This is a genomic window from Agromyces sp. LHK192, from assembly GCF_004006235.1.
Taxonomy (GTDB): domain Bacteria; phylum Actinomycetota; class Actinomycetes; order Actinomycetales; family Microbacteriaceae; genus Agromyces.
Map to the genome: position 1 here is coordinate 3920160 of NZ_CP034753.1, position 21679 is coordinate 3941838.

A 21679-nucleotide genomic window follows, 5' to 3' on the forward strand; every position below is an offset into this window, starting at 1 on the left:
GGTTACTTCTTCTCGTCCTCGTCGTCGACGACCTCGGCGTCGACCACGTCCTCGTCGGCCGAGCTGTCGCCCGCCTCGCCGGTCGCGTTCGCGTCCTCGCCCGCGGCACCGGCGGCATCCGCCTGCTGCTGCTGCGCGTAGATCGCCTCGCCGAGCTTGCCCTGCGACTGGTTGAGCTTCTCGAACGCCGACTTCACGGCGTCGTCGTCGTCACCGGCGAGCGCGGTCTTCAGCGCGTCGACGTCGCCCTGGACCTCGGTCTTGACGTCGGCGGGCAGCTTGTCGTCGTTGTCCTTGATCAGCTTCTCGATCGAGTAGACGAGCTGCTCGGCCTGGTTGCGGGTCTCGGCGGACTCACGGCGCTTCTTGTCGTCGGCCGCGTGCTCCTCGGCCTCCTTGACCATGCGGTCGATGTCCTCCTTGGGCAGGCTCGACCCGCCCGTGATGGTCATCGACTGCTCCTTGCCGGTGCCCTTGTCCTTCGCGGACACGTGCACGATGCCGTTGGCGTCGATGTCGAAGGTGACCTCGACCTGCGGGATGCCGCGGGGAGCCGGGGCGATGCCGGTCAGCTCGAAGGTGCCGAGCGGCTTGTTGTCGCGGGTGAACTCGCGCTCGCCCTGGAAGACCTGGATGGCGACCGACGGCTGGTTGTCGTCGGCGGTCGTGAAGGTCTCGCTCCGCTTGGTCGGGATGGCCGTGTTGCGCTCGATGAGCTTGGTCATGATGCCGCCCTTGGTCTCGATGCCGAGGCTGAGGGGGGTGACGTCGATGAGCAGCACGTCCTTGCGCTCGCCCTTGAGGACGCCGGCCTGCAGGGCCGCACCGACGGCGACGACCTCATCGGGGTTGACGCCCTTGTTGGGCTCCTTGCCGGTCTCCTGCTTGACGAGCTCCGACACCGCGGGCATGCGGGTCGAGCCGCCGACGAGCACGACGTGGGCGATGTCGGACACCTTGATGCCGGCCTCGCGGATGACGTCCTCGAAGGGCTTCTTCGTGCGGTCGAGCAGGTCGCTCGTCATGTCCTCGAACTGGGCCCGGGTGAGCTTCTCGTCGAGGTTCGCCGGGCCGTTCTCGGTGAGCGAGAGGTAGGGCAGCTGGATGTTCGTCGACATCGAGCTGGAGAGCTCCTTCTTCGCCTGCTCGGCGGCCTCCTTGAGGCGCTGGAGCGCGATCTTGTCCTTCGAGACGTCGACGCCGGTCGACTCCTTGAAGCGCTTGATCAGCCAGTCGACGACGCGCTGGTCCCAGTCGTCGCCGCCGAGGCGGTTGTCGCCAGCGGTCGCACGGACCTGGATGGTCGAGAAGTCGTCGTCCTTGCCCACCTCGAGGAGGGACACGTCGAACGTGCCGCCGCCGAGGTCGAAGACGAGGATGAGCTCGTCCTCGCGGCCCTTGTCGAGGCCGTACGCGAGCGCGGCAGCGGTGGGCTCGTTGATGATGCGCAGGACGTTGAGGCCCGCGATCTCGCCGGCGTCCTTCGTGGCCTGGCGCTCGGCGTCGTTGAAGTACGCCGGCACGGTGATGACCGCGTCGGTGACGGTGTCGCCCAGGTACTGCTCGGCGTCGCGCTTGAGCTTCTGCAGGATGCGCGCCGAGATCTCCTGCGGGGTGTACCGCTTGCCGTCGATCTCGTCGGTCTTCCAGTCGGTGCCGACGTGGCGCTTGACGGATGCGATGGTGCGGTCGACGTTGGTGACGGCCTGGCGCTTGGCGGTCTCGCCGACGAGCACCTCGCCGTCCTTGGTGAATGCGACGACCGACGGGGTGGTGCGGAAGCCCTCGGCGTTCGCGATGACGACGGGCTCGCCGCCCTCGAGGACCGAGACGACCGAGTTGGTGGTTCCGAGGTCGATGCCTACTGCTCGTGACATGTGTGTTTCTCCTTCGTTGTCCGTTCCGGGCCGCGCGGATGCCCCGCGGCGGACGTTCTCGGACTGGTGGCCCGGCCGTGCTGGCCCGCGACCGAAGTCAGGTGGCGACAAGGTTGAGCCTTGCCGACTCAAGTGTGCAACGGCCCGATGAACGTGTCAAGTCGATCCGGTGAAACTTGAGTGTACTTGACTCAACCAAGGCGACCCGGCCGGTATTCCCGCGGATCTCCGGCTGTCTCACCAGGTCTTCCGGAACGGACGCACTAACCTGCCGGTGTGGATGCGCGGGAGCAGGACGAAGAGCTCGTCGCCGCGGAACTCGCCAGGTACGACCGCGAACTGCGGCGGTACCGCAAGCTCCGCAGCCGGATCGAGTCCGACGTCGCGCGCCGCCTCGAAGGCGCGGGCTTCAAGTACTTCCACGTCGCCGCGCGCGTCAAGAGCCGCGACTCCTTCGAACGCAAGGTGCGCCGCGCCCCCGACCGGGAGGTCCGCGACATCCTCGGCGTGCGCATCGTCGCCCACTTCGAAGGCGACCTGCCCGCGATGGAGCAGGTCGTCCGCGAGGCGCTCATCGTCGACGACGACTCCTGGGTCGACAAGTCCGAGCTCCTCCCGATCGACGCATTCGGCTACCGCTCGGTGCAGTTCGTCGGCCGCATCCCCCTCGCCGACGACTCGACCGCCACGTCGCCGAACCCGATCGCCGTCGGACCCGACGGCCTCCCCGATCCGGACGCCGCACCGGACGCCCCGCAGGTCGAGGTGCAGCTCCGCACGGCGCTGTCCGACACCTGGTCGGAGCTCGAGCACGACTTCCGGTACAAGGCGGCGCGGCAGCTCCCGCGCGAGGTCGACCGGCTCTTCGCCCTCTCGGCGGCGCTGCTCGAGCAGGCCGACGACAACCTCGACCAGATCCGCCGCCAGGTCGACGAGGCCCGCACAGCGGGTCCGGCGCGCGCGGGAGGCGGCGGCGAGCGCGGCTACATCGGCCGCTTCATCCAGTACGACGGCGATGCACGCACGCTGGACCAGGTGCTCACCGCGGCGCTCGACGTGCCGTTCGGCACCGTGGCGGGTTCGAACCGCGAGCTGCGCAGCGTCGTGCGCGCCGCCGGCTGGCTCGAGTACGACCGGCTGGCAGACGGCTTCGCCGAGTACTCTGAACTGGGGCGGCGCCTCGCCATCGCCTGCGCGCGGACGACGAACGACATCCTGCTCTCGGATGCCGAGCCCCAGCGGCCTGCTCGGTCGTTCCGCGGCATCGGCACGTACTGGACGGCGCTGGCCGCCGCGCTCGTCGGCGGAGTGGCCATTCGCGAGAGCCGCGTGCCCGACGGGCGGCTGGCCGAGTACCGCGTCGTGGCCGAGTACCTGTACGCCAACCCGGATGCCTCGGCCCTCGGCGTGCGCGCCCGATACGACGCCGTCGCCGCCCCGATCGGCACCGTCGAGGACGGCGGCTTCACGCCGATCAGCCTCGGCTGACGCCGGTCTGCCCGCGGCCGGCGGCCGCCTGCTGCGTCCGCCCGTAGGCGAGACGGCGGAGGAGCCGTTCCGCAGGGCCCTGGCGCCCCGCACGCTCCAGCCAGACGGAGCCGGCGACCGTGAGCGCCCACACGACGACCGCGTACACCGCGACCGACCAGGACGTGAGCACGGCACCGAGGCCGAGCCCCCACGCGCAGAGCACCGGAGCCATGAGCACCGACTGCGCGAGGTAGGCCGACAGCGACCGGCGACCGGTCGCCTGCAGCGCACGGGCCACGACCGGCAACGGCCGGCCGAGCGCACGCCGCCGCTCGAGCGCGGCGGCGATGAGGCCGAACACGGCCACGTAGCCGAGCCCACCCGCGACACCGGTGAGCGCCTGCAGCTCGTGGAAGCCCCACTCGAGATCGGCCGGCAGCCCCAGCATCCCGAGGTGCTGCGCCGCGACGACCGCACCACCGATCCAGCCGATGGCCACCCCGGCCACCGCGACCGCGCGAAGCACGCGCAGGTGGGCGAGCGGTTCCTCGAGCACCCGGTGCCGGGCCGCGAGCATCGCGAGCAGCACGACCAGCGGCGTCGACAGCGAGAGCAGGCCCTGGACGAGGGTCACCATGATCCACGACCCGACGCGGTCGACCATCGAGACGAGGTAGTCCGACTCGGTCACGCCCGTGTCGAGGAAGTCGAGGGGCACGGAGCCCGAGGCATCCACTCCTGCAGCGTTCGCCGCGAACGCCAGCCCCAGCAGGCCGACGGCCAGCGCCGTGAGCACCACGGCGAGCACGGACGCCCAGACGGCGAGGGTCCGGTCGCGACGCCGCAGGAACAGCCAGGTGAGCACGAGTCCGGCGAGCCCGTAGGCACCGACGATGTCGCCGGCCCAGAGGAGGGCCGCATGCACGAGGCCGAAGGCGAGCATCCACCAGTGCCGGCGACGGAGCAGCCGCCGCACCTCGCGTTCGGGCACCCCTGCTTCCGTCTGGCGGCGGTACAACTGCCAGATCCCGTACCCGAAGAGCGCAGCGAACATGGGGTAGGCGCGTGAGTCGATCGCGATGATCGACACGGTCTGCCAGATCCGGTCGGCGGCCGAACCGTCGTGCGCGTGCACCGGGAAGGCGCCGTCCGCCGCACCCCAGAGGGAGAACGGCGCATTGGCGAGCGCGATGGCCAGGAGCATCGCGCCGCGCGCGAGGTCGGGCGCGATCGAGCGTTCGCTCACGGTGGTCGGACCGAGGGCGGCGCCGGATGCGGGCGGGTGCGTCGTCGAGGTGGTCATGCGCCGAGCCTCGCGCGCCAGAGGGCCGGCCGGCAGCCGTGGATCGGCTGATTCCGCGGTCGCCCGGTCGGGGGATGCCGCATCCTCCGGTCGGACGCCGACCGCGCCGCGTCAGCGTACTGCCCGCCCCGAGGCGGCGAACCAGTTCGGTTCAGGGCCACCCCTGATGCGCAGGAGGCGCCCACCCCTATGCTCGCCCCATGTCGCACCGTCGCCCTGCCGCACTCGCGCTCGCCGCCCTGTCGGTCGTCCTCCTCGCGGGATGCACCGCCGGCACCACCGGCCCCATGCCGACGCCGTCAGCTCCGAGCACGACCCCGACGGCGGAACCCACCGCCGGAGCCGAGCCGACGACCGCGCCGTCGCCCGCACCGGTCGCGTGCGACGACCTGCTCACGGAAGCCGGCCGCGCCTACCTCGACCAGCACGGCTTCCCGCACCATCCCGACGCGCCGCCGTTCGACCCGCTGGCCGCGGCGATCACGGAGGCCGGTGGCTCGTACTGCGCGTGGGGCAATCCGAACGCCGAGTTCGCGCTCGCCATCGCGCGCGTGGAATTCCCCGCCGCGGAGACCGCGGCATGGACCACGACGTTCGCAGCTCTCGGCTACACACCGACGGAGGGCACCGTGTACACCGGTCCCGCGGATCCGTCGGGCGAGGCGAGCCCGGCGGCGTCGCTGGCCGACGGCGTCGCCGTCTACGTCGACCATCCCGACCACCTCGCGTTCGTGGCGCTCGACCCGGCGTGACGGCGTGATCGCGAGACCGGGAATCCCTGCTTGAATCGGGGGATGCCCCATCCAGAGCAGGTCGCCCCGTGAACGTCGTCGAGTACCTGCTGCTCGGGCTCGCAGGCGTCGCCGCAGGCACCATCAACGCCGTCGTCGGGTCGGGCTCGCTCGTCACGTTCCCGGCGCTGCTCGCGTTCGGGTACCCGCCCGTGCTCGCGAACGTGACCAACAACGTCGGGGTGCTGCCGGCATCCGTCGTCGCCGCGTGGGCCGGCCGCGAGGAATTCCGCGGCGGCTGGGGGCGGCTCGCGCTGATCCTGTGCTTCTCGGCGGCGGGCGGCCTGGCCGGGGCGCTGCTGCTGCTCGCGCTGCCGAGCGAGGCGTTCGAGGTCATCGTGCCGGCGCTCATCGTGCTCGCGCTGCTGCTCGTGATCTTCGGGCCGGCGATCAAGCGGTGGACGACCCGGATCCACGGGCAGGCGCAGCACCGCGACCACCCGGTCGCGACCATGGCCGTCGCCGGCCTCACCGCGGTCTACGGCGGGTACTTCGGCGCGGCGCAGGGCGTGCTGCTGCTCGCGCTGCTGTCGATCACCATGGCCGGCTCGCTCGTGCGGGCCAACGCGTTCAAGAACGCCATGGCTGCGGTCGCGAACATCGCCGCCGCGGTCGTGTTCGTCGCCGTCACCGAGGTGGCCTGGCCCGCGGCGATCGCGATCGCGGTCGGCTCGTTCCTCGGCGGATTCATCGGCGGCCGCTACGGACGCCACATCCCGCAGACGGCGTACCGCGTGCTCATCGTCGCGGTCGGACTCGCCGCGCTCGTCTACTTCATCGTCACCTGACGGTGCGCGACGATCGCGCTGCGGATACCGCCGCGTCGATGGCCGCCGCGCCCACGACCGCCAACGGGTAGACCACCAGGTCGCGCGCGTCGAACACCGTCCCCAGCACCAGCATCGCGGGCGGGAACACCGCACCCAGCTCCGCCGGGATGCCGGTGAGCTGGAACAGCTCGACCGCGATGCACCATCCCGCAGCGATCGCCCCGGCCGCCGCCGCGCCGAGACGGGGCGCGAGGAGCACGACGACCGCGTAGATCGCAACGGCGTAGAGGGCGTCGCCCGCGATGTCGGTCGCGGCCGTATCGGGCAGCAGCGCATGCACCGCCAACCCGGATGCCACGAGTGCGACCAGCGCCACTCCCGCGGCGAGCCGTCGGCGGCGCGACGGAGGCCGCGCCGGACGGTTCGGGTCTCCGGTCTGCACGTCGTCGGTTCGCATCACGCCTCCGAGCGTACGAGCCGGCAGCCACGCCCGCGCCCGCGCCCAGCGGCCGCGCCCAGCGGATCCTCGGCTACCCCGCGTACCCTGAAGGGATGCCGACCGACCTCGAGACCGCCGAACCCGCCCGCGGAGCCGTCCGCCGCACGGGCGCGCCCTCGGGCGCCCGTCAGGTCCGCCCGGCCACCGAGGGCTGGCAGCAGCAGAAGGGCGCCGACGGGCGGCCCCTGCTCCAGTTCGCCTCGCCGAAGCGCGGCAAGCCGCCGGTGCACCTCGCCGACCTCAAGCCCGAGGAGTGGAAGGGCAAGGCCGAGGAGCTCGGCCTCCCCGGCTTCCGGGTGAAGCAGCTCGCCCGCCACTACTACACGCGCTGGACGACCGACCCCGCCGAGATGACCGACCTGCCCGCGGCAGGCCGCGAGGAGCTCGTCGCCGGGATGCTGCCGCCGCTGCTCACCGAGGTGAAGCGCCTCGAGACCGACCGCGGCGACACCATCAAGTTCCTCTGGCGCCTCCACGACGGCGCCCTCGTCGAGTCGGTGCTCATGCGCTACCCCGGCCGCATCACGCTGTGCGTGTCGAGCCAGGCCGGCTGCGGCATGAACTGCCCGTTCTGCGCGACCGGCCAGCAGGGCCTCACGCGCAACATGTCGGCCGCCGAGATCGTCGACCAGATCGTGCAGGCCAACCGGGTGATCGCCTCGGGCGCGCTCGGCGGCAAGAAGCGCGACGACCATTCGCAGGAGCGCGTCTCCAACATCGTCTTCATGGGCATGGGCGAGCCCCTCGCGAACTACGCCCGCATCATGCAGGCCGTGCGTACCATGGTCGCCCCGGCCCCGAACGGCCTGGGCATGTCGGCGCGCAACATCACGGTGTCGACCGTCGGCCTGGTTCCCGCGATCGGCAAGCTCGCGAACGAGGGAATCCCCGTGACCTTCGCCCTCAGCCTGCACGCGCCCGACGACGGGCTGCGCGACGAGCTCATCCCCGTGAACTCTCGGTGGAAGGTCGACGAGGCGCTCGACGCCGCACGCGCCTACTTCGACCGCACCGGCCGCAGGGTCTCGATCGAGTACGCCCTCATCAAGGACATGAACGACCACGGCTGGCGCGCCGACCTGCTCGCCGAGAAGCTGAACGCCCGCGGTCGCGGCTGGGTGCACGTCAACCCGATCCCGCTGAACCCGACGCCCGGCTCGATCTGGACGGCGTCCGAGGTCGACGTGCAGCAGGAGTTCGTGCGCCGACTCGAGGCGGCGGGCATCCCGACGACCATCCGCGACACGCGCGGCAAGGAGATCGACGGCGCCTGCGGGCAGCTCGCCACCGACGGCTGAGGGACGCCGCGTGACCGAGGCGAGACGACCGATCCCGCTGACCCTGCGTTCGGGCCCGCCAGGCCCCTCGGCACCGCGCCGGAGAACCCGCCCGGCGATCGGCCTGTCGATCGGCATCGCGGGGATCCTCGCGCTCGTCGGCATCCGCCTGCTCGCGCCGCCCGAGGCCGGCGAGGCGCTCTCGGACTCGGTGCAGGACTTCATCACGCTCTCGGCGAGCGTGGTCATCGAGAGCCTGCCGTTCGTCTTCCTCGGCATCCTCGTCTCGACGGCCGTGCAGCTGTGGATGCCCGAGGGATTCCTCGAGCGACGGCTCCCGCGCAATCCGTTCGCGCGGCGCGCGCTCATCTCGCTGCTCGGCGTGCTGCTGCCGGTGTGCGAGTGCGGCAACGTGCCGCTCGCCCGCGGGCTCATCCAGCGGGGGCTCACGGTCGGCGAGTCGATGACGTTCCTCCTCGCCGCGCCGATCCTGAACCCGATCACGATCATCACGACGTACCAGGCGTTCGGCTGGGACGACGGCATCCTCGTCTCTCGCATCCTCGGCGGGTTCCTCATCGCGAACCTGGTCGGCTGGGTGTACAGCCGGCACCGCGACCCGATGTCGCTGCTGACCCCCTCGTTCGCCGCCGCGTGCGCGCATGCCGACACGGTGAGCGGCTCGAAGCCGCGACGGGCGGCGCGCATGTTCGCCGACGAGACCTCGGCGATGCTGCCGGCGCTCTTCGTCGGCTCGGCGATCGCCGGCCTCATCCAGGTCGCCGTGTCGCGCGACCTGCTGATCACCCTCGGCCAGAACCCCGTGCTGTCGGTCTTCGCGCTCATGCTGCTCGCGTTCGTCGTGGGCATCTGCTCCAACGTCGACGCGTTCTTCGTGCTGTCGTTCGGGTCGACCTTCACCCCCGGGGCGATCGTCGCGTTCCTCGTGTTCGGCGCGATGATCGACGTGAAGATGCTCGCGCTGCTGCGCACCACGTTCCGGGCGAGGGTCCTCGTGCAGCTGACCGTGATCGTGGCGCTCGCCAGCGCCGCGATCGGACTGGCGGTGAACCTTGTGGCCTAGGCTCATCGCCCGCTGGAAGGGCGTGGCGCTCACGCTGATCGGCGTGGTCGTCACCGTGTGGCTCGGCGTCTCGGGCCAGCTCGGGCTGTACATCCACCCGCGCTACAACGTGTTCACGATCGTGATGGCCGTGATCGGCGGCGTCGTCGCGCTCGCCGCGCTCGCGCTGGTGCCGCTGGCGCCCGGCGACGAGGACGAGGACGAGGACGACCACGATCACGATCACGACGGTGAAGCCGTCCCGGATGCCCCTCCCCGCGCGCGTCCCCGCGCCGCACGCCGGTCGCCCGGCGCGCGCGCGGTGCTCGGGGCATCCGCCGCCCTCGCAGTGATCGCGATCTCGGCGTTCCTGCTGCTCGCCTTCCCGCCCGCGACGCTCTCGGCCCAGACGGCGGTCGACCGCGACATCGACCGCACCACCGCGGACCTCGCGGGCGACGCGCCCGACCTGACGGGAGCCGACCCGTCCACGTTCACGGTGAAGGACTGGGCCCTGCTCACCGCGCAGGAGACCGATCCGTCGGCCTACGCCGACGTGCCCGTCGAGCTCATCGGGTTCGTGGCGCCGGCACCCGGCGAACCCGACGACGTGTTCTACCTCGCCCGCTTCACGGTCACCTGCTGCGCGGTCGACGCCCAGCCGATCGGCGTGCCCGTCTACCTGCCCGACTGGCAGGAGCGGGTCGCCGTCGACGACTGGGTGCGGGTCTCGGGCACCTTCGGCGCGAACCCGTCGACCGGCGAAGGGCTGGCGCTGATCCCCGAGACCGTCGAGGTCACCGAGCAGCCGGAACAGCCGTATGTCTACTGAGCCGTCCGGGTCTCCAGCGCCGTCCGGGTCTCGTGAGCCGTTCGGCGGCCGCGGCTTCCGCGGGCGCCTGGTCGCCACGATCGGCGTGCTCGCCGCGGCCGCCGCGGGCCTGGCCGTCGCGGGTGCGGTGCAGGGGCCGAAGCTGCAGGCCGCGACCGTCGACACCACCGCGGTCACCGAGGTCGCCGGGTCGCGCGTCGTGCTCGAACTCAACCAGGCGATCGACCGCGTCGACGGCGAGCTGCGGGTGGAGCCGGTCGAGCCGGCCGAGCTCACCGTCGACGACGACCGGCTCGTCGTGGAGTTCGAGCGCCCGCTGCCGTACGACACCGAGTTCACGGTGACGGTCGACGGTGTCGTGGGCGCGGTGCAACAGACTCCCGCGACGGTCTCGCACCGGTTCACGACGGCCGACGGCGAGCTCTACACGCTCGCGCGGCGCAGCCCGGACGGCGAGTCCGACGCGGTGCTCCGCGGCGCCGTGTCGGGCGGCGGCGACGCCGAGGCGGTGCTCGAAGCGCCCCGCATCCTGACCTTCGCGCACGCCGGCGGGGCCGTCGCCGCCGTCACGTTCGAGGACGACGACACCCACGCCCTCCTCATCGCCGGCATCGGCGACGAGGCTCAGGCGCTCAGCCTGCCCGAACGCGGCTGGGTGCGCTCGATCGCCGGTTCGACGACGCACCCGCTCATCGGGTTCGTGCTCGACGGGGCGGTACCGCCCGGCACGCAGACGCCGCCGCAGTACGAGAGCGCGCTGTTCACGCTCGACGTGTCGGGGCAGAACGCGGCGCCGGAGCCCGTGCTGGGCATCGACGGCGAGCCGATGCGCGTGCTCGACTGGGCGTTCGTCCCGGGCACCGCCTCGATCGTCGTGCAGGACTTCGACGGCGCGATGTTCATCGTCGACGCGCTCGGGCTGTCACCGCCGTCGCCCCTCGGGTCGCATCAGGAGATGCGCGGCCTGCTGCCGGGCACGACCGAGCTCATCGTCGCCGACCCGGACCGCGGATCGATCGTCGACCTCGAGACGGGCGAGTCCCGCGAGAACGTGCTGCCGAGCGCCGAACTCCCCGAGAACGCGTACCCCGGCCGGGTGACCCAGCTCACGGCCGACGGCACCCACCTGCTCGGCGTGCTGCTCGCCGTCACGGCGGCCGACGGCACCGTGCAGGCGCAGTCGCTGCTGTCGCTGGTCTCGACCAGCGGCACGGCACTGCGGTACACCCCCGCCGACGGCAGCCGGATGCTGGGCTACTGCGCCTCGCCGAACGGCAGGCTCGCGGCGGTGGAGACCGCGCCGATCGACGCGGCATCCGACGGCTACCCGAACGCACCGGCCTCGCGAGACCGGCTGACGACGATCATCGACGTCGCGACCGGCGCCACCGTCCGGGTGCAGACCGGCGGCGCGTCCGACTGGTGCGGCGCGGGCTGACCGCCGCGGGCGATCAGTCGCGCGGCTCGCCCGGCGCCGGCGGCGGGCCGGGCAGCGCCCGCACCCGCTCGGCCTCGGCGTAGGCGCGGTCGAGCGACTCCAGCAGCACCGGCGTGGCGGCGAGTACGTTGTGCTCGCCGAGCTCGCGCAGGTCGTGGTTGCGGAGCAGGGCATCGCGCAGTCGCTCGGGCACGCCGGCGAGCACCACGGCGATGTCGCGCTCGCGGAGCGCCCCGACCTGTTCGTCGAGCCCGCGCATGAAGGTCGCCGAGGGCACGCCGACCCAGCCCCGCAGCACGAACACGATCGCTGCGTCGTGCGCCTCGGACGCGTCGGGCCACTGGTCGGCGAGCCGGTTCACCTCGGAGAACAGGCCGGCGCCGGTGTAGGCGAGCACCGTCGTGCGCCCCGACTCGAGCACGGTCGGCGCGTCGCGCAGGTCCCAACTGCCGTCGTCGCGGCGCGCGAACTCGATGATGCGCCCCGTGCTCGAGACCGCGACCGCGGTGACCAGGATCGACAGCCCCGCCCCGAGGAAGATCGCGTACTGCAGGGGCATCGCCGTGGTCGCCGCGAAGGTGATCACCATCACCGCGGCCGACAGCCACGAGGTACGGGCGACGACCCGGATGTCGCGGATGCGTCCGACGATGAGCTCGCCGCCGATGACGAACAGCAGGCCGCCGATCACGGCCATCGGGATCTCGCCGACCCACGGACCCACGATCAGCACGATGACCGCCAACCAGACGCCCGCGAACACGCCCGCCCACCGGGACTGCGCGCCCGCGCTCTGCGCGACGCCCGTGCGCGAGAGCGACCCACCCGTCGGCAGCGCCCCGAACAGGCCGCCCGCCACGTTGGCGAGCCCCTGCGCCGTGAAGTCCTTCGACGCATCGGGCCGGCTGCCGTCGGGGTTGCGCACGGTGGACCCGATGCCGGCGGCCTGGGCGAGCGCGACGAGGGCGATCGCGACGGCACCGCCGGCGAGCGCCGGGATCGCGCTCGGGTCGGGCAGTGTGAACGGCGGCAGCGATCTCGGCACCGCGGCGATGTCCGAGACCCGTTCGACGTCGATGCGGAGCACCGCCGCGCCCACGGTCACGAGCAGCAGCGCGATCAGCGTCGCGAGTGCGCGCGTCCACCTCACGGCGTGGAACACCAGCCACACCGCGATCGTGATCGCCGTGACGAGCACGGCCGTCCAGTCCCATTCGGCGAGGTGGGCGATCGCCTCGATGATCTTCCCGAGCGTGTTCGCGTGCTCGGGCGCGTACCCCGTCGCGTCCTTCACGACGCCGGCGATGATCTGCAGCGCGATGCCGACGGTGAATCCGGTCATCACCGCCGTCGAGACGAATGCCATCACCGACCCGAGTCGCAGCAGCCCAAGGACGAGCATCACCACGCCGACGAGGACCGTGAGCGTCGCGACCGCTCCGAGATCGCCCGGGTCGAGGCCCGCCGCCGCGAGCACGCTCTGCGACGACAGCGCGATGGCGCTCGTGAGCGTCGTCACCATGAGCACGGTTCGGGCGAACAGCGAGCCCACGATCGTGGGAACGACACCCGACCAGAGGCCGAGCGGGGCGGCGAAGCCGCCGATGCTCGCGTACGCCATGCCCTCCGGGATGGAGAAGAGGCCGGTCATGAACCCGGCGACGGCGTCACGGCCCGTCGGACGCCCCCACCTTGAGCGTGCCGGCCGCCCTCGAGGTCCCCCACCTCCGGTCACGGGTCAACCCAACCACATCGGCGGCGCGATCGGCGGGCGCGGTCGCGGGTCGGATCGCTTGTCGGTAACGTGCGGCCCATGGCCATCACCTTCGAGAACGTCGGGATCGCCGTTCGCGACCTCGACGCGACCATCGCCTTCTTCACCGACCTCGGCCTCGAGGTCGTCGGCCGCGACACCGTCAGCGGTGATTGGGCGGAGACCGCCGTCGGCCTCGACGGCAACCACGCCCGCATCGCGATGCTGCAGACGCCTGCCGGCGGCGGGCGCCTCGAACTGTTCGAGTACCTGCATCCCGAGGCGATCGAGACCGAGCCGACCCTGCCGAACGAGATCGGCATGCACCGTGTCGCCTTCTCGGTCGACGACCTCGACGCGGCGCTCGCGATCGCCGCGAAGCACGGATGCCACCCGCTGCGCGGCGTCGCCAACTATCAGGACGTGTACCTGCTCACGTACGTCCGCGGGCCCAGCGGCATCCTCGTGATGCTCGCCCAGGACCTGACGAAGGGTGCGCAGGCGAGCGCCGACCCGGCGTAGTCGGCGGCCGGGCGTACGGGCATCCGGTCGGTCAGGAATCGAGAAGCGGCACGGATGCCCCTCCGCGTAGCGTGAACACCATCACAGCGCACCAGCGAGCGAAAGGGGGCCGTCATGGCCGGCAAGACCAGCGAGGGCGTCGGCTTCTCCGCCGAGGAGAAGCAGGCGATGAAGCAGCGCGCCGAGGAACTGCGGGCGACCAAGGGCGTCAAGGGCGCCGCGAAGCTCGCGAAGGAGCTCGAAGCGTGCGTCGAGGCGATCGAGCAGCTGTCGGGCATCGACAGCGAGGTCGCCACCCGGGTGCACACGATCGTGTCGGAGGAGGCGCCCGACCTGAACCCCAAGACGTTCTACGGGTTCCCGGCCTACGCGAACGGCGACGGCAAGGTCGTCGTGTTCGTGCAGCCGAAGTCGAAGTTCGACACCCGGTACCCGACCGTGAACTTCGACGAGCCGGCGAAGCTCGACGACGGCGACATGTGGGCGACCTCGTTCGCGGTGATCGCGATCACTCCCGCCGTCGAGCAGCGCCTGCGCGACCTGGTCAAGCAGGCCGTGTCCTGATCGTCCGGATGCCCCCGCGAGGAGCGCTTGCCGGCCTCATGCTGGACAGCGCCCGCGCGGGGGCGTAAGCTCGCGGAGCCCGCAGCAGGGGGCATCCGATCAGCAGCCAGTGGAAGGAGCGTCCGATGAACACCGTCATTGTCGTGCGCCTCGCCGACCATCCTTCCTTCGAGGTCGCCGCCCGCTGATTCCGCGGTGGCCTCCTGATCCGGAGCAACCACCGTGAACTTCCTCTCGTCACTCGACGAATCGATCGACGATCCGATCGACCGTGCACACCGCACCTCAGCAGGGCTCTTCAACCCCGCACCGCTCGCCTTCGACGAGGTCGAACCGGGCGACGACCAACGCTGGTCGACGTGGCCGGCGACCATCCCCTCCGAACGCGGCCCCGATCCGCGGCCCGATTGGGTCGTGACGAGCGCCGGCGCGATCGACACCGAACTCGGCGTCGTGAAGAGCGGCAAGGAGGCCGACGTCCACCTCATCGAGCGCGCGGTGCCGGGCTCGCCCGCGTCGGGCCGGGGCGCGGTCGGGCAGCGCGTGCTGCTCGCCGCGAAGCGGTACCGCGGCAGCGAGCACAGCGACTTCCACCGCGCGGCGATCTACACCGAGGGCCGCGGCACCCGCCGCAGCCGCGACGCCCGAGCCGTCAAGACGGGCACGACGTTCGGCCGCCAGGTCGCGCGCGTGCAGTGGGCGAACGCCGAGTTCGCCGCGCTGTCGCGGCTCACCGAGCTCGGGGCATCCGTGCCGTACCCGGTGCAGGTGCACGAGACCGAGGTGCTGATGGAGTTCGTCGGCGACGGCCGCACCGCGGCGCCCCGACTCGCGCAGGTGCGGGCGGATGCCGCGGAACTCCACGACCTGTTCCAGCAGCTCGTCGGCTTCCTGCGCATCCTCGCGCGCGCCGGGCTGGTGCACGGCGACCTGTCGCCGTACAACGTCCTCGTGCACGAGGGGCGCGTCGTCGTCATCGACCTGCCGCAGGTCATCGACCTCGTCGCGAACCCGAGCGGGTTCGACCTGCTGCACCGCGACTGCGTGAACCTCTGCACCTGGTTCACCCGGCAACGGCTCGAATGCGACCCCGAGGAGCTGTTCGGCGAGCTGATGGCCGAGACGTGGTCGTAGGTCGGAGCGAGTGCCGCCTGCGGGTGCGCTGCGTCTGCCGGAGCGCTCGCCGTCAGCGGGTGCGGCGGCGGCCGAATCGGGCCGTGGCGAGCACCGCGCCGAGGCCCAGGAGCCCGACGGCGAGCGCGGCGGCCGTCCCGCCGTCGGCTCCGGTCGCGGCGAGGCAGGTCGTTCCCGGCGGACACGGCGTCGGCCCGGGCGTGGGGCCGGGCGTCGGGGTCGGAGTTGGCGGCGGGATCACCGTCAGCCGCATCGGCTCCCCGACCACGGTGTCGAAGAGCACGCTCGCGGCGACGGCGCGCACGAGCAGGCCGTCGTTCGCGAGCGTGCCGTCGACGGCCAACGACTCGCCCGATGCATCCGGCACGTCGATCCACGTGGTGCCGCCGTCGCTGCTCGACTGCCAGGTGAACTGCTGCCAGAATCCGGCCGCGGTCGCGGTGAAGGTCGCCTGCGCCCCCTCGTCGACGGTGAGGTCGCCGCCACCGGTGATCACCGGCTTCGAGAACACGAGCAGTTCGTCGGTGCCGCCGCTCGTCGCGTAGAGGCGATCCGCGTCGGTGCCGGTCGCGCTGTACGCGTCGACCGACTCGACGTTCGCACCGATGTCGACCCGTCCCGCGACCGGTGCGCCGGTCGCGTAGTCGACCGCGATGATGCCGCCGGTGAGGCACGCGACGTAGACGCGATCGCCGTTGGGCGTCGCGTCGAGCAGGCGCGGTCCGCAGTCGACGGGTTGGGTGCTCGCGGGGTCGGCCGAGCCGGGCGTGAACGCCGAGATCGACGTCGGCGAACCGGAGTTCGAGGTGAGCACGCGGTCGACGCCTTCGACGTACGCGGAGTCCCACGGGAGGTCGCCGGTCGGCGTGAGCGCGCCGAGCGAGAGCGAGCCGTCGCCGGCGACCTCGACGGTCTGGACGCCGCCGGCCGGGGCCGGCGCGAACGACGTGAAGTACGCCTGCGTGCCGTCCGTGCGCACCGAGACGCCGCGCGACCCGTTGGGGACGTCGACCGTGCGCGGCGCGGCCGACGGATCCGCGGTCGAGAACTGGTACTGCGGGTTGAAGAGCGTCGCCGCGTAGATGTATGCGCCGGCCGGGTCGACCTCGAGGTCGACGAACCCGCCGCCTGCGGTGATCACGGTCGGCGTGGGGGAACCGCCCGCCGCGAGGTCGGCGGTCGGATACACGAGGATCTGCCCGGGGTTGTAGAAGGCCACCCACACCTGCGAGCCGTCGGCCGAGACCTGTACCGACGTGGGGTTGAAGTCGGCGCCGGCGCCGAACGTCACCGCGCCGAGCTCCGCGTAGGTCTCGGCGTCGTACACGCGAAGGTCGGCCACGCCGCCGTCGCCGCGCGAGATGACGAACACCTCGGCGCCGTCGGGTGTCGCGTCGACGTCGATCGGGTATCGCCCCGACGGCACGGCGTCGTAGGTCATCGCCGGGTCGGCGACGGCAGGAGCTGCGCCGGCCACGCCCATGGCCACCGCCGCAGCGAGCGTCAGGGCGGCGAGCGCGGCGGGGCGCCGACGGCGCTCTCGGCGCTGCCGGTCGACCGTTCGGGAGCGAGCGGAACCGAGCATCCGTCGAGTCTGTCAGGTCGGTCGCGCGAGCACCAGCGGGTCAGGCGTCGGCGGCCCGCGGCGGGTTGTGCATGAACTCGATGCGGATGCCGCTGTCGTCCTCGACGAACGACGCGTAGTAGCGGTCGTTGAATCGCGGGAAGATCCGGGGGTCGCGCACGGCGGTCCAGCCCGCATCCATCGCGATCGCGTGCAGACGGTCGACCTCGTCGCGCGAGTCGACCGCGAACGCGAGGTGCTGCCAACCCACCCGACCGTGCACGTGCGGCCCGCCTTCTGGCTCCCGCACGGGGAAGAGGATCAGCTCGGTCGTGTCATCGTCCTTGAACCAGGCGACGGACGACTCCGCGTCGGTCCGCTCGAAGCCGAGCGCCTGCATGATCGGGTCGAACTGCGCGATGCCGCGCGACAGGTCGACCACGGAGATGCCGAGATGATCGAAGACAGCCATCGGACCAGTCTGTCGGAGGGCCGCGGGCGGGGCCAGCTGGAGTAGCCTTCCGGCAGATCGACGACGATCGACCGCACCACGAGCGGCCCGCGTCGACGGATGCCTCGACCGGGGGCATCCGTCACCCCGCGTTCACCCGACGGAATGAGACTGCCGACATGACCGACCCGAACGGCTCCCCCGCAGACCCGAGCGGCCAGCCGCGCAACTTCCCGCCCGCGCCGTTCACGCCGGCCGACGGCGCGGCCGCGACGATCGGCGTCGCGACCTCGCAGGTCGATGCCGTGCAGGAGGCCGGGGCCCGGAAGGGGCGCATCCTCGCCTGGGGCCTGTGGGACTGGGGGTCGGCGTCGTTCAACGCGGTCGTCACGACGTTCGTGTTCACGGTCTACCTCACGAGCGAGTCGTTCGGGGCGAGCGGCACGGTCGAGGCGCAGCTCGGTTGGGCGCTCGCGATCGCGGGCCTGCTGATCGCCCTGCTCGCCCCGGTCACCGGCCAGCGTTCCGACACGAGCGGACGCCGCAAGTTCTGGCTCGCGGTCAACACGTACATCGTCGTCGCGATCACCCTCGCCATGTTCTTCGTGCAGCCCGACCCCTCGTACCTGCTGCTCGGGCTGGTGCTCGTGGCCGCGGGCAACGTGTTCTTCGAGTTCGCCGGCGTCAACTACAACGCGATGCTCGTGCAGGTCTCGACCCCGCGATCCATCGGCAAGGTGTCGGGCTTCGGCTGGGGCATGGGCTACGTCGGCGGCATCGTGCTGCTGCTCGTCGTGTACTTCGGCTTCATCCAGCCCGAGGTGGGGTTGTTCGGCGTGACCGGCGACGGCGGGCTGGACGTGCGCGTCGCGATGATCGTCTCGGCGCTCTGGTTCGCGATCTTCGCCCTGCCCGTCTTCTTCGCGGTGCCCGAGTTCCGACCGCCCGCTTCCGTCGCGCGCGAGAAGGTCGGCTTCTTCGCGTCGTACGCGCGACTCGGTCGGGACATCGCACGTCTCTGGCGCGAGGAGCGCAACACGGTGTGGTTCCTGCTGGCGAGCGCCGTGTTCCGCGACGGGCTCGCGGGCGTCTTCACGTTCGGCGGCGTGCTCGCGGCATCCGTCTTCGGGTTCTCGCCCGGCGAGGTGATCGTGTTCGCGATCGCCGCGAACGTCGTCGCCGGCATCTCGACGATCGCGGTCGGCGTGCTCGACGACCGGCTGGGCGCGAAGCCGGTCATCATGGCCGCCCTCATCGGACTGGTCGTCAGCGGCACGCTGGTGTTCGTGCTGCACGACGGCGGGCAGATCGTGTTCTGGACGGCGGGCCTGGCGCTCTGCCTCTTCGTCGGCCCGGCGCAGTCCGCGAGCCGGTCGTTCCTCGCCCGGCTCATCCCGGCCGGGCGCGAGGGCGAGGTGTTCGGGCTGTACGCGACCACGGGTCGCGCGGTCAGCTTCCTCGCGCCGACCGCATTCGCGCTGTTCGTCACGATCGGCGGCGCGGCATACTTCGGGATCCTCGGGATCGTGCTCGTGCTCGCGCTCGGTCTCGCGCTGCTGATCCCGGTCAGGGCCACTCGCCAGAGCGCCCGCTGATCCACGGGGTATCATATGTGAAACACGCGTTCATATATGAAAGTGGGCGAGATGGACCAGCACGACGGACTCGCAGACCAGGGTGCGGCGCGCATCCGATGGATCCGCTCGAGGATGCCGCTCCTCGCCGAGGTGCGTCCGGAGTTCGCGCAGCGGCGCCCGTTCGACGGGCTGCGGATCGGCATGTCGCTGCACCTCGAGCCCAAGACGGCCGTGCTGCTGGAGACCCTCGAGGCGGGCGGCGCCGAGATCGTCGCGACCGGCAACCACGGCTCGACGCAGGACGACGTGGTCGCGCACCTGCGCCGGCTCGGCATGCGGGTGCTCGGTTCACGTGACGACTCGCTCGACCAGCACGCCGCCAACGTGGCCGCCGTCGGCGACTCCAGGCCCGACCTCCTCCTCGACAACGGCGCCGACCTCGCGGCGCGCGTCGTGGAAACGGGCTTGGCGGCATCCGTCCGCGGCGGCACCGAGGAGACCACGAGCGGCGGCATCCGGCTTCGCGACGAGCTGGCCGGTCGGGTGCCGTTCCCGACGATCGTCATCAACGACAGCCTGCTGAAGGCGATCGGCGAGAACCGCCACGGCGTCGGCCAGTCCGTCGTCGAGAGCCTCATGCGCATCACCAACCTGATGATCCCCGGCCGCCGGTTCGTCGTCGCGGGCTACGGCTGGTGCGGGCGGGGCATCGCCCAGTACCTGCGCGCCTTCGGCGGCCGCGTCGCCGTCGCCGAGATCGACGAGCTCAAGGCGTTCGAGGCGGCCCTCGACGGATACCGCGTCGCCGAGCTGCGCGACCTCGCCGAGTGGGGCGAGATCTTCATCACGGCGACGGGGCGGCCGGGCATCATCACCGACGAGATCGTCGATCGGATGCCGGACGGCGCGGTCCTGGCGAACGCCGGGCACTTCCCGTGGGAGATCGACGTGGCGTCCCTCGTCGCGCGCTCGACGGCCGTCACCGAGGTCGACGCCGCGATCGAGCGGGTCGACCTCCCCGACGGTCGCCACGTCGTGCTGCTCGCCGGCGGGCGCATGGTCAACCTCGCCGGTCCCGGACCGAAGGGCAACTCGCTGGAGGCGATGGACCTCGGGTTCCTGCTGCAGACCCTGTCGCTCGAACGCGTCGCGACCGCACCCGAGACCCTCGCGCCGGGCGCGCAGCCCGTGCCCGACGACCTCGAGCGGGAGATCGCCCGCCGCTTCGTCCGCGCGCTGGGCGCCGACCGGTGACGTCCGGATCCGGGCGCTCGCGGACCGACGGGGTTCCGGCCCGCCCCCCGGCCACCGCCGCTGCAGCCTCTGCCGCCGAATACGCGGCGCCCGCCCTCGACAAGGCCCTCGACATCCTCGAACTGCTCGCCGAGGCGCCCGAGGCGATGACGCAGACCGAGATCGCGCAGCGCGTCGGTCGCAGCGTCAGCCAGATCTACCGAGTGCTCGCCACGCTCGAGCGCCGCGGATACCTCACCCGCGAAGCCGGGTCGGGCGGATACCTCCTGAGCATGGCCCTCTTCGACCTGGCGCACCGGCACCCGCCGCTGCGCGGGCTCGTGCGGCTCGCGTCCGGGCCGATGCGCGCACTCGCCGACCGGGTGCGGCAGTCGTGCAACCTCGGCGTCGACGACGCGGGCGAGGTCCGCGTCGTCGCGCAGGCCGAGTCGCCCGCGGACTTCGGCTACCACGTGCGCGTCGGCGCCCGCTTCCCGCTCGACGCCTCGGCGACCGGCGCCGTGCTCGCCGGCCTGGGCCTCGACGACGCCGAGCGCGCGCAGCTCGCCGAGGGCTGGCTCGCCCGCCCCGACGCGGTGCAGGCCGGCGTGACGGATGTCGCGGTGGCCGTCGCCGACCGTACCGGTCGCACGGTCGCGGCGCTCACCGTGCCGTACGTCGCCACGTCGTACAGCGCCGTCGCCCTGGACGAGGTCGTGGCCGCGGCGCGGGAGACCGCCACGGAGATCGGGCGCCGCCTGGGCGGCGGCGCGGGCACAATAGGGGCATGACGACCCCCGCGCTCCTCGCGATCTCGCACGGCACCGCGTCGCTGGCCGGGCAGGATGCGGTGCGCCGGCTGGTCGACGCGGTCGCGGAGCGACTGCCCGACGTGACCGTGCGGCTCGGGCACGTCGACGTGCAGCAACCCGACGTCGAGGCGTCTCTCGCGGCGCTGCCGGCCGGCATGCCCGTCATCGTCGTACCGCTGCTGCTCTCGGCGGGCTACCACGTGCACGTCGACCTCACCGAGTCGACGGCCGGGCTCCCGGGCGTCCAGCTCGCCGGGGCGTTGGGCCCCGACCCGAGGCTCGCCCGAGTGCTCGCGCGCCGCATCGGCGAGCTCGACGCGCTGGGCGCGGACGTGAACGGCCCGCACGCCACCGATGCACTGGTGCTCGCCGTCGCCGGTTCGAGCGACGACCGCGCGAACGACGACTGCCGCCGCGAGGCGTCGATGCTGGCCGAACAGCTCGGCCGCCCGGTCGTCACCGGGTTCCTCGCCGCGGCAGAGCCGCGCCTCCACGACGCCGTCGCGGCCGCGCGCGGCTACGGCGGCGCAGGCGCCAGGCGGGTCGTCGTCTCGAGCTATCTGCTGGCGCCCGGGTACTTCCAGGACCTCGCCGCGAAGGGCGGCGGCGACCTCATCACGAAGCCGCTGCTCGACGCCGACGACCCGGCGCCCGAGCTCGTCGACCTCGTCGTGGACCGCTACCTGCAGTGCCTCGACGCACCCGTCGCGTCAACACTGTGACGAAGATCTCCCCTGTGTGACACCGTG

20 protein-coding genes are annotated in these 21679 nt (G+C 72.1%); 14 read left to right on the top strand and 6 right to left on the bottom strand.

What is annotated here, in order from left to right; translation table 11 throughout:
- Window positions 1-2: 2 nt before the first annotated feature.
- Window positions 3-1877: a molecular chaperone DnaK gene (gene dnaK, locus ELQ40_RS17840; RefSeq protein ID WP_127794900.1), complete on the bottom strand. Its 1875-nt coding sequence runs from the start codon at window positions 1875-1877 to the stop codon at window positions 3-5.
- 276 nt (window positions 1878-2153) lie between these two features.
- Here dnaK and ELQ40_RS17845 point away from each other — a divergent pair, with 276 nt between their 5' ends.
- Window positions 2154-3365 (top strand): GTP pyrophosphokinase family protein, encoded by a 1212-nt coding sequence (locus ELQ40_RS17845; RefSeq protein WP_127794901.1) that lies wholly within the window; start codon window positions 2154-2156, stop codon window positions 3363-3365.
- Here the strand turns inward: ELQ40_RS17845 and ELQ40_RS17850 are convergent.
- Window positions 3352-4650 carry a DUF418 domain-containing protein gene (locus ELQ40_RS17850; protein WP_127794902.1) on the bottom strand — a complete coding sequence of 433 codons (1299 nt, stop codon included), beginning with the start codon at window positions 4648-4650 and terminating at the stop codon, window positions 3352-3354. The two genes, ELQ40_RS17845 and ELQ40_RS17850, sit on opposite strands and share 14 nt — an antisense overlap.
- Window positions 4651-4850: 200 nt before the next feature.
- Between ELQ40_RS17850 and ELQ40_RS17855 the strand changes: the two genes are divergently transcribed.
- Complete coding sequence (locus ELQ40_RS17855) at window positions 4851-5402, top strand: hypothetical protein (protein ID WP_127794903.1); 552 nt, start codon at window positions 4851-4853, stop codon at window positions 5400-5402.
- A gap of 68 nt (window positions 5403-5470) precedes the next feature.
- Window positions 5471-6229, top strand: a complete 759-nt coding sequence (locus tag ELQ40_RS17860) for a sulfite exporter TauE/SafE family protein (protein WP_127794904.1) — start codon at window positions 5471-5473, stop codon at window positions 6227-6229.
- Here the strand turns inward: ELQ40_RS17860 and ELQ40_RS17865 are convergent.
- On the bottom strand, window positions 6222-6668 hold the full coding sequence (locus tag ELQ40_RS17865; protein WP_127795393.1) for a DUF2809 domain-containing protein: 447 nt from the start codon (window positions 6666-6668) through the stop codon (window positions 6222-6224). The two genes, ELQ40_RS17860 and ELQ40_RS17865, sit on opposite strands and share 8 nt — an antisense overlap.
- 95 nt (window positions 6669-6763) lie before the next feature.
- Here ELQ40_RS17865 and rlmN point away from each other — a divergent pair, with 95 nt between their 5' ends.
- From rlmN to ELQ40_RS18885, 4 genes are read left to right on the top strand one after another with little or no spacing between them, the layout of a single operon-like run.
- On the top strand, window positions 6764-8008 hold the full coding sequence (rlmN, locus tag ELQ40_RS17870; RefSeq protein WP_127794905.1) for a 23S rRNA (adenine(2503)-C(2))-methyltransferase RlmN: 1245 nt from the start codon (window positions 6764-6766) through the stop codon (window positions 8006-8008).
- Between the two features lie 10 nt (window positions 8009-8018).
- Complete coding sequence (locus ELQ40_RS17875) at window positions 8019-9071, top strand: permease (RefSeq protein WP_240665857.1); 1053 nt, start codon at window positions 8019-8021, stop codon at window positions 9069-9071.
- Between the two features lie 22 nt (window positions 9072-9093).
- Window positions 9094-9882: a TIGR03943 family protein gene (locus ELQ40_RS17880; protein WP_240665858.1), complete on the top strand. Its 789-nt coding sequence runs from the start codon at window positions 9094-9096 to the stop codon at window positions 9880-9882.
- A complete protein-coding gene (locus tag ELQ40_RS18885; RefSeq protein WP_164863695.1) occupies window positions 9872-11320 on the top strand; it encodes a M1 family metallopeptidase in 1449 nt (482 codons plus the stop codon). The genes ELQ40_RS17880 and ELQ40_RS18885 overlap by 11 nt, the downstream gene beginning before the upstream one ends.
- Before the next feature lie 13 nt (window positions 11321-11333).
- On the opposite strand, the gene ELQ40_RS17890 is transcribed toward ELQ40_RS18885, so the two are convergent.
- Entirely contained in the window at window positions 11334-13055 is a 1722-nt protein-coding gene (locus tag ELQ40_RS17890; protein WP_255424708.1) for a SulP family inorganic anion transporter, read from the bottom strand.
- Between the two features lie 78 nt (window positions 13056-13133).
- On the opposite strand from ELQ40_RS17890, the gene ELQ40_RS17895 reads away from it, so the two are divergent.
- The 3 genes from ELQ40_RS17895 to ELQ40_RS17905 all read left to right on the top strand — a co-directional run bounded on the left by ELQ40_RS17895 (window position 13134) and on the right by ELQ40_RS17905 (window position 15293).
- Window positions 13134-13595, top strand: a complete 462-nt coding sequence (locus ELQ40_RS17895; protein WP_127794907.1) for a VOC family protein — start codon at window positions 13134-13136, stop codon at window positions 13593-13595.
- A gap of 114 nt (window positions 13596-13709) precedes the next feature.
- Window positions 13710-14159 carry a hypothetical protein gene (locus ELQ40_RS17900; protein WP_127794908.1) on the top strand — a complete coding sequence of 150 codons (450 nt, stop codon included), beginning with the start codon at window positions 13710-13712 and terminating at the stop codon, window positions 14157-14159.
- 222 nt (window positions 14160-14381) lie between these two features.
- Window positions 14382-15293: a serine protein kinase RIO gene (locus ELQ40_RS17905; protein WP_127794909.1), complete on the top strand. Its 912-nt coding sequence runs from the start codon at window positions 14382-14384 to the stop codon at window positions 15291-15293.
- Window positions 15294-15345: 52 nt separating this feature from the next.
- Here the strand turns inward: ELQ40_RS17905 and ELQ40_RS17910 are convergent, their stop codons facing one another.
- Window positions 15346-16878 carry a hypothetical protein gene (locus ELQ40_RS17910; protein WP_127794910.1) on the bottom strand — a complete coding sequence of 511 codons (1533 nt, stop codon included), beginning with the start codon at window positions 16876-16878 and terminating at the stop codon, window positions 15346-15348.
- A 40-nt stretch (window positions 16879-16918) separates the two neighbouring features.
- On the bottom strand, window positions 16919-17329 hold the full coding sequence (locus ELQ40_RS17915; RefSeq protein WP_127794911.1) for a VOC family protein: 411 nt from the start codon (window positions 17327-17329) through the stop codon (window positions 16919-16921).
- 158 nt (window positions 17330-17487) lie between these two features.
- Between ELQ40_RS17915 and ELQ40_RS17920 the strand changes: the two genes are divergently transcribed.
- The 4 genes from ELQ40_RS17920 to ELQ40_RS17935 are packed head-to-tail and all read left to right on the top strand — an operon-like array spanning window position 17488 to window position 21652.
- Entirely contained in the window at window positions 17488-18903 is a 1416-nt protein-coding gene (locus ELQ40_RS17920) for an MFS transporter (protein WP_127794912.1), read from the top strand.
- Between the two features lie 51 nt (window positions 18904-18954).
- Complete coding sequence (locus ELQ40_RS17925; RefSeq protein ID WP_127794913.1) at window positions 18955-20139, top strand: adenosylhomocysteinase; 1185 nt, start codon at window positions 18955-18957, stop codon at window positions 20137-20139.
- Entirely contained in the window at window positions 20136-20909 is a 774-nt protein-coding gene (locus ELQ40_RS17930; protein WP_127794914.1) for an IclR family transcriptional regulator, read from the top strand. The genes ELQ40_RS17925 and ELQ40_RS17930 overlap by 4 nt, the downstream gene beginning before the upstream one ends.
- Window positions 20906-21652, top strand: coding sequence for a sirohydrochlorin chelatase (locus tag ELQ40_RS17935; RefSeq protein WP_127794915.1), 747 nt, complete (start codon window positions 20906-20908; stop codon window positions 21650-21652). The genes ELQ40_RS17930 and ELQ40_RS17935 overlap by 4 nt, the downstream gene beginning before the upstream one ends.
- Window positions 21653-21679: the final 27 nt, after the last annotated feature.

Coding starts and splice junctions, on each gene's coding strand:
- dnaK (WP_127794900.1), bottom strand. CDS start 1,877: ATGTCACGAGCAGTAGGCATCGACCTCGGAACCACCAACTCGGTCGTC.
- ELQ40_RS17850 (WP_127794902.1), bottom strand. CDS start 4,650: ATGACCACCTCGACGACGCACCCGCCCGCATCCGGCGCCGCCCTCGGT.
- ELQ40_RS17855 (WP_127794903.1), top strand. CDS start 4,851: ATGTCGCACCGTCGCCCTGCCGCACTCGCGCTCGCCGCCCTGTCGGTC.
- ELQ40_RS17865 (WP_127795393.1), bottom strand. CDS start 6,668: ATGCGAACCGACGACGTGCAGACCGGAGACCCGAACCGTCCGGCGCGG.
- rlmN (WP_127794905.1), top strand. CDS start 6,764: ATGCCGACCGACCTCGAGACCGCCGAACCCGCCCGCGGAGCCGTCCGC.
- ELQ40_RS18885 (WP_164863695.1), top strand. CDS start 9,872: ATGTCTACTGAGCCGTCCGGGTCTCCAGCGCCGTCCGGGTCTCGTGAG.
- ELQ40_RS17895 (WP_127794907.1), top strand. CDS start 13,134: ATGGCCATCACCTTCGAGAACGTCGGGATCGCCGTTCGCGACCTCGAC.
- ELQ40_RS17900 (WP_127794908.1), top strand. CDS start 13,710: ATGGCCGGCAAGACCAGCGAGGGCGTCGGCTTCTCCGCCGAGGAGAAG.
- ELQ40_RS17910 (WP_127794910.1), bottom strand. CDS start 16,878: ATGCTCGGTTCCGCTCGCTCCCGAACGGTCGACCGGCAGCGCCGAGAG.
- ELQ40_RS17915 (WP_127794911.1), bottom strand. CDS start 17,329: ATGGCTGTCTTCGATCATCTCGGCATCTCCGTGGTCGACCTGTCGCGC.
- ELQ40_RS17920 (WP_127794912.1), top strand. CDS start 17,488: ATGACCGACCCGAACGGCTCCCCCGCAGACCCGAGCGGCCAGCCGCGC.
- ELQ40_RS17925 (WP_127794913.1), top strand. CDS start 18,955: ATGGACCAGCACGACGGACTCGCAGACCAGGGTGCGGCGCGCATCCGA.
- ELQ40_RS17935 (WP_127794915.1), top strand. CDS start 20,906: ATGACGACCCCCGCGCTCCTCGCGATCTCGCACGGCACCGCGTCGCTG.